This is a genomic window from Mesorhizobium prunaredense, from assembly GCF_900156895.1.
Classification (GTDB): domain Bacteria; phylum Pseudomonadota; class Alphaproteobacteria; order Rhizobiales; family Rhizobiaceae; genus Mesorhizobium; species Mesorhizobium prunaredense.
Window position 1 is genome coordinate 195363 of the sequence record NZ_FTPD01000067.1, and the last position, 6403, is coordinate 201765.

At 62.0% G+C, this 6403-nt stretch carries 8 protein-coding genes and 1 pseudogene; 6 read left to right on the top strand and 3 right to left on the bottom strand.

The window, feature by feature from the left end; translation table 11 throughout:
- Positions 1-156: 156 nt before the first annotated feature.
- The gene (locus BQ8794_RS30205) at positions 157-912 is read left to right on the top strand and encodes a phage terminase large subunit family protein (protein ID WP_077382780.1); all 756 of its coding nucleotides are present in this window, start codon (positions 157-159) and stop codon (positions 910-912) included.
- Positions 913-1013: 101 nt separating this feature from the next.
- On the opposite strand, the gene BQ8794_RS30210 is transcribed toward BQ8794_RS30205, so the two are convergent.
- On the bottom strand, positions 1014-1607 hold the full coding sequence (locus BQ8794_RS30210; RefSeq protein WP_077382783.1) for a hypothetical protein: 594 nt from the start codon (positions 1605-1607) through the stop codon (positions 1014-1016).
- A 130-nt stretch (positions 1608-1737) separates the two neighbouring features.
- Between BQ8794_RS30210 and BQ8794_RS30215 the strand changes: the two genes are divergently transcribed.
- Positions 1738-2253, top strand: a complete 516-nt coding sequence (locus BQ8794_RS30215) for a hypothetical protein (protein ID WP_077382786.1) — start codon at positions 1738-1740, stop codon at positions 2251-2253.
- 242 nt (positions 2254-2495) lie between these two features.
- Here the strand turns inward: BQ8794_RS30215 and BQ8794_RS37560 are convergent.
- Positions 2496-2693: pseudogene (locus BQ8794_RS37560) on the bottom strand (IS1595 family transposase); the annotation flags it as partial.
- A gap of 162 nt (positions 2694-2855) precedes the next feature.
- On the opposite strand from BQ8794_RS37560, the gene BQ8794_RS30225 reads away from it, so the two are divergent.
- Together BQ8794_RS30225 and BQ8794_RS37125 are read left to right on the top strand one after the other, a co-directional pair.
- Positions 2856-3425, top strand: a complete 570-nt coding sequence (locus BQ8794_RS30225; RefSeq protein WP_077382789.1) for a hypothetical protein — start codon at positions 2856-2858, stop codon at positions 3423-3425.
- Entirely contained in the window at positions 3394-3519 is a 126-nt protein-coding gene (locus BQ8794_RS37125) for a hypothetical protein (protein ID WP_280174630.1), read from the top strand. Before BQ8794_RS30225 ends, BQ8794_RS37125 begins: the two co-directional genes overlap by 32 nt.
- A gap of 12 nt (positions 3520-3531) precedes the next feature.
- On the opposite strand, the gene BQ8794_RS30230 is transcribed toward BQ8794_RS37125, so the two are convergent.
- On the bottom strand, positions 3532-4149 hold the full coding sequence (locus BQ8794_RS30230; RefSeq protein WP_077383488.1) for a methyltransferase domain-containing protein: 618 nt from the start codon (positions 4147-4149) through the stop codon (positions 3532-3534).
- A gap of 126 nt (positions 4150-4275) precedes the next feature.
- On the opposite strand from BQ8794_RS30230, the gene BQ8794_RS30235 reads away from it, so the two are divergent.
- Together BQ8794_RS30235 and BQ8794_RS30240 are read left to right on the top strand one after the other, a co-directional pair.
- Positions 4276-6000, top strand: coding sequence for a portal protein (locus BQ8794_RS30235; RefSeq protein ID WP_077382792.1), 1725 nt, complete (start codon positions 4276-4278; stop codon positions 5998-6000).
- Positions 5997-6320 carry a Bbp19 family protein gene (locus BQ8794_RS30240; protein WP_077382795.1) on the top strand — a complete coding sequence of 108 codons (324 nt, stop codon included), beginning with the start codon at positions 5997-5999 and terminating at the stop codon, positions 6318-6320. The genes BQ8794_RS30235 and BQ8794_RS30240 overlap by 4 nt, the downstream gene beginning before the upstream one ends.
- Positions 6321-6403 lie beyond the last annotated feature (83 nt).

Sequence of the window (6403 nt, forward strand, 5' to 3'; positions counted from 1 at the left end):
CGACATCCAATCTCCCCCCTCGTGGGGGAGATGCCAAGTTCTTGGCAAAGAGGGCAGGACAGAGGGGGGCGCTGTCCCGCCACCCAAAAAGTCCTTGCTAAAACAACACCATACGTCCGGCGCCTGCCAACATGATTCAAGTGCGAGGGCGAAGAAATGACCCGCCACGTCACCTTCATGACCATCGACGATGCCGAGCATTACACGCCGCAGCAGCGCGCCGCGATCATATCGGCCTATCCGGCGCATGAGCGCGAGGCGCGGGCCAGGGGCATTCCGGTGCTGGGTTCCGGCCGCATCTTTCCGGTGGCGGAGGAGCTGATTGCCTGCGAGCCGTTCCGGCTGCCGCGCTACTGGCCGCGGCTCGGGGCGCTGGATTTCGGCTGGGATCACCCTTCCGCTGCTGTCGAGCTCGCCTATGATACCGAAGCCGACGTCGTCTATGTCGCAAAAGCCTGCCGCGCCTCGCAGCAAACGCCGGCCATGCAGGCGCTGACCCTAAAACCGTGGGGCGAATGGCTGCCCTGGGCGTGGCCGCGCGACGGCCGCCGCGAGACGCTGGAAGGTGCGGGCGTGGCACTTGCCCGGCAATATGCCGCGCATGGGCTAAACATGCTTTCCAGCCATGCGCAGTTCGCCGACGGTTCGGTGTCTGTCGAGGCCGGGCTGATGGAGATGCTCGACCGCATGCAGAGCGGCCGCTTCAAGGTGTTCTCGACGCTTCTGCCCTGGTTCGAGGAGTTTCGGCTCTACCACCGCAAAGACGGCCAGGTGGTGAAGCTGCGCGACGACCTGATGGCGGCGACACGCTATGGTGTGATGATGCTAAGGGAAGCGGTGGTCGACCCGGCCGAGTTCAAGACGGCACGGCGAAAGGCAGGACAGAGCGATCCGCTGGGGGCGTTCCGGTGAGGGGAAGGTCGGTCTATTCGAATGGTTCGGCACGAGCTGGTTGAGAGTTCTGACGAACCAGTTGTTGAAGAGCTTGCGCGACTTCTGGAACGGCGACTAACTCAGCGCGTGGTTCTGCGCGCAGTGTCGCAGAAACCCCTAATGATCAGCAGAGCATTCGACATCTTGGTTCGGGCGGCTTCCAAGTCCTTCTCATTGTAGACCATGATTTTTGATCGTTGGAAGGAACTGCGCTTCTCGCTCCGATGCTGTTGGGTCAACTCAACCGGCTCCTCCATATCCGCCATGAAATCGGTCGTCACGATGGGATCGATAAGCAGGAGAACATCTGGGCTTTGAATGGTGTCAGCCCACAGGTGATGGCAGAATTCGTTCCGAATACGAGTGTAGCCCTTGGTCGCCATTTTTACGGCCTCATGCAAAAGCTTGCTGTCGTCTGATAAGCGAACTGCCGCAACGGCCTCAAAGGCTGCCATCTGTGCAGCTGTGCTGTTTAAGGCTCTATGCATGACAACAGCTGCACGGGGGTCGGCTTTCGCAATATAGCAAAGCATAATCGCCCACTGATGTTCGATCATTGATGAGATCGCCACCACTTGTGCGATGTAAGGGGAGAGCGTCGGGTGGTCGGCCAGGACGCTTTCATCCTCTCGCCATTGCGTGATTTTCGGTTTGGTGGACAAAGACTGAGGCATTGCTAAATCCCCGGAATACAAAGACCAGGAAAAATGGCGACGGTGTATTGCGGCGCATGCTGAAAACACCTCAAAATCCAAAGACCGGAAACGTCAATCGAATCGGCACCCAGAACAAAGGATTCAGAGAATGGCAAACTTGCCCGACTGGAAAAACGCGAGTCATGAAGTCACCCGTTTCGTTTTCGATCAAGCGGACAAGTATCTTTCTACCCAAATAACCGCCGGTATTGCGGCTGATCAACGAGCCACATCAGCCGCCGCGACCTTCAGCGGGTTCTCTGGCGCTATTTTGGCCGCGTCGGTCGGGTACTACGCCGCAAAGCCGGATCTTCCGATGCTCTCAGCTGGCATCGCCACTGGAATTGCTTTTGGCATTGCAGCTGGTTGTAGTTTCTATTCGGCCCGCCCCGTCGATTTCAACTACCCTGGAAACGAACCGGAGAAATGGTATGGAAGCCTTTCCCAGCCGCTTGACGAGTCAATTGGCATAGAAGCCGAAAACTATTCGGCTGGCATCGCTGAAAATGCAGAAATACTGGCCGGCAACGCAATGTGGCTAACTGTTGCATTTTGGGCGGCGGCAATTGCACCGCTTGCCGGCCTAGCACTGTACGGAATTGCTAGCCTTTTTTCCCACGGCTAGACCGTCCCGGTCCCTTGTCCTTTGCCTGAGTCAAAGCTGATGCCGCAACGCTTTTCTCTGCTTTTGTTGACTTAGGATTGCTTAGGATTTTGGACGCCGCGCTAGCGACGCCCTTAGATGTGGTTTCGTTTTTTGCCATTTCTCTCCCCACCTTAGTTGGTGCGTGAGAACAATGGCCCGGCGTTTAGTCTGAGTCGAGTCGACGTTTTTTTCGCCTGTGGAGAAACTTTCGCGCCTTTTGTTCAGGCGATACCGGCTTCGCCAATCCGCCGACATGTAAGGCGCTTATCGCGGGCTATGTGAAGCAAATCTTCGGCCCGTTCTGCATCTGAGACTTTGAACGCGGCGCAGCGGTTGTAGCGGAAATCGAACTCGGCCAAGTAGCGGTGCAGATGCGCCTTGCCGCAATGCTGATAGACCCCGAACACGCCGCGCTTCATTCTCAATCGTGTTGGTGTGGATTCCGCTGCACGCATATTCGTTGCAGGAAACGAGTAGCGTTTTCGAAGACGAAGAAATTCTTGGAACTTCTGCTTCGCCAATCCGCAGATAGCAATGCGTTTGTCGCGGGCCGCGAGAGAACCGCACGCCATGGCCTCTTCATGACCGTCCGTATCATCCCCGCAACCCTGCGCGACCTCAGCTACATCGCCGCCAATCTGCGGCCAGAAGACCGGGCCGAGATCGATTGCCAGTTCGACGAATGGTCGCCGGCGCTGCTGGCGCTGACGGCGCTGCAGCGGTTTGCCTATGTCGCCGAGCTGGACGGCAATCCGGAGGCCGGCTTTGGCGCCGCCGAACAGCGCGGCGGATTATGGATCGCCTGGAGCTGGGGCACACGCCGCATGAAGCGCTGCGTGCCTGGCATTACCGAGTTCTTTCGCGCCGTGCTCGGTCCGCAGGTTGCCGCGCATGGCGCCTGGCGGGTTGAGGCGCGGGCGCTGGCCACCAATGAATTGGCGCTGCGCTGGCTGGCCCGGCTTGGCGCCACGCAACGCTGCCGCCTGCCGGGCTACGGCCGCAACGGCGAGGATTTTTTGCTCTACGACTGGACACGAGAAAGCTGGAACCATGTGCCTATTTCAAAAGCCGCCGGCGCTGAAGCCGCTGCCACCGACACCGACCATTGCCGACAAGGACGTGCAGGCGCGCGAAGCCGCACTCAGGGCTGAGCTCGAGCAGCGCCAGGGAACGCTGAGCACCGTCAAGACCGATCTGTCGCCGAGCGAGGTCACCGGTCAGCGCCGCGTGCTGCTGGGGGTGTGATGTGGCGCGCTGTCACCCCGGCTTGCGCGCGAACGCCCAGACCATCAGCGGATATTCCTCGTCGTTGCTGAGGTCGCGCCATAGGCCGTAGGCGCGCACCGGGCCGCCGATATGGGCTTTGGCGCAGGCTCTGTTGCCCCAGCCGAACACTTCTATCCCAGATTCCGGGAAGCCGCCTTCGACCAGCAGCTGCTTCAGGCCGGCGGGGGTCCAGCGGTTGTAGTCGTGCGGCCTGGCATGCACCCTGAACAGGAATGGCGTCGCCACCATCGCCCAGCCGCCCGGCCGGGTCATGGCGTGGATATTCTGTGCCGCGGCAAACGGGCGCTGCACATGCTCCAGCACCTGGTCGGCGATGACCACGGAATATTGCCGGTCGGTGCGGTCCTTGCAGATGTCGAAGTCGGGGAAATCGACGGAGGTGTAGTTGGAGCACATCGTTTTCCAGTGGCGGTTCCAGCCGGGCGAGATCTCGACCACGTCTGAGGATTTGCGGCCGTCGGCCTCAAGAAACGCGGTGAACGCCTCGATCTGCCTGATGCGCAGCCAGTTGCGGGAATCGTAGCCGATCAGCCGCTTTGCAACCTGCTTGCTGCGCCTCTTCAGGGCGCCGGGTAGGCTTTCCGTCATCGTCAAATCGATCTCCTTGAGTCGCCGCCGCGCCCCCTTGAACATCGCAAAAGCGAACAAAATTCGACCTGGCCTTGGCAATATCTGGGCTTCGAACAAGCTGGTACCACCGAAGGAGGACATGCCATGGCGAGCGATTCCCGTGCCCACGATATCCTGTCGCGACAGGCGGAACTGGAGAGCGAGCGCAGCCGGTATGAGGCGATCTGGGAGGCGGTGTCGGAATTCTGCGACCCCGACGCGCCCGATGTCTGGAGTGGGCGCCGGGGCGCGGAACCGCAGGCCGAGCGGCACGAGCGGCGCGGCGCCCGTGTCTACGCCAACACCATCAACTCGGCCGCCAACCGGCTGGCTGCGGGGCTGGAAAGCCTGATCATTCCGCAGTCGGAAAAATGGCACGGGCTGTCGACCGCCGCTGTGAACGACGAGGAGAGCGAGGAGGAGAAGGAATGGGCGGAGGCGCTTCGCGACTTCCTGTTTGCGCTGCGCTATTCGGCCAATTCGAATTTCGTGCCGGCGACGCAGGCCTGCCTGCGCAACGTCGTGCGCTATGGCCCGGCCTATCTCTACGCCGAGGAGGGCTTTGGCGGCACGCTGATCCGCTATGCCTCGATCCCGGTGGTCGAGGGCTATCTCTGCCGCAACCGCTGGGGCCAGGTCGACATTTTCCACCGCCGCTATGAGCGCACGGCACGGCAGGCGGCGCAGCTGCTCGGCTATGACAAGCTGCCGGCGCGGATCAAAATGCTGGTCGACGACCCGGCCAAGTGCGAGACCAAAATTTCGCTGATCCAGTGCATCCAGCCGCGCGACGAGCGCAAGATGTACCGGCTCTCCGGCACCTACCAGTATCTCGACACGGCGTTCGCCTCCTATCACGTCGTCGAGGACGAGGAGGTCATCGTCAGGGAAAGCGGTTTCCGCTCGTTCCCGGTGTCATCCTTCAACTGGCGCCGCTATGAGGGCGACCCCTATGGCATCTCGCCGACCATCGAGGCGCTGACCACGGTGCGCGAGGAAAACGCCGTGCGCCGCTCGGGCCTCAGGGCGCTGCAGCAGATCACCGATCCGGCGACCGCGTCGAAGGCACGGCTCGACTATGTGCCGGTGCTCAATCCCGGCGAGAATTATCCCGGCCTGATCGACGACAATGGCCGGCCGCTGATTGCGCCGATCGCTGTGGGCCAGAACCCGACCTATGCATTCGACTACGCGGAAAGCCGGGCCGAGGAGATCCGCGACATGATGTTCGTCAACCTGTTCCAGACGCTGGTGCAGAACCCGCAGATGACGGCCACCGAAGCGTTGATCCGGCAGGAGGAGAAGGGCGCGCTGCTCGGGCCCTCCGGCTCGATCATCCAGGCCGGCTTTGCCGCCAATCTCGACCGCGAGCTCGCTATCCTCGAGGACAAAGGACTTTATGAGGAAGACAGCCGGTTCCTGCCGCCGGCGAGCCTCGCCGGCAAGGCGGTGCGGCCGACCTTCACCGGGCCGCTCGACGTGCTGCGCCGCTCGGCCGAGGCGCGCGACACCATCCAGGTGGTGACCACGGCCATGCAGATGGCGCAGTTCGACCCCGGCGTGATGGACAATATCGACGGCGACGAGGCGCTGAAGATCGTGCAGAGCGCCGGCCGCAGCCCGCAGCGCATCTTTCGCCGCCAGGACGAGGTGGCTGATATTCGCGACGCCAGAGCCAAGGCTCAACAAGCGCAGGCCGGCATGGCGGCGATCGCCGCCGCCGGCAGGGTTGCCAGGGATGCCGTGCCGGCGGTGGTCCAGGCGCGCGATAGCGGCCTGCTCGACAGTCTCAGCGGGCTGATGCCGCAGGGCGGCGAGGGCGGCGCATGAGCGGCAAACGCTTCGCCCATTCGCGCCAGGCCGGCGGCGCGGCCAAGGCGCAGGATGCGCTGACCAGGGCCTATCTCAGGGTGTTTTCGGGCCAGGACGGCGAGATGGTGCTGGCCGACCTGACGGCGACGACCGGCTATTACCGCCGCCCGTCCTATGGCGAGTGGCTGGCCAAGACCAGGACGCCGAACGGCTTCGAGCTGCACAGCGCGCTGAGCAACGCGCGCGCCGAAGTGGTGCAGCACATCATGGGGTTTCTGACACTGGACGAAGCGCAACTGGCGGCGCTGGAGAAGGCGGCAAGGTTGGAAGGGAGGTAGGGTTAAGAAGGGGTGCGGTGTCGGCGAAGCTGCCAATCTCCCCCCTTGTGGGGGAGATGTCCGGCAGGACAGAGGGGGGCGCT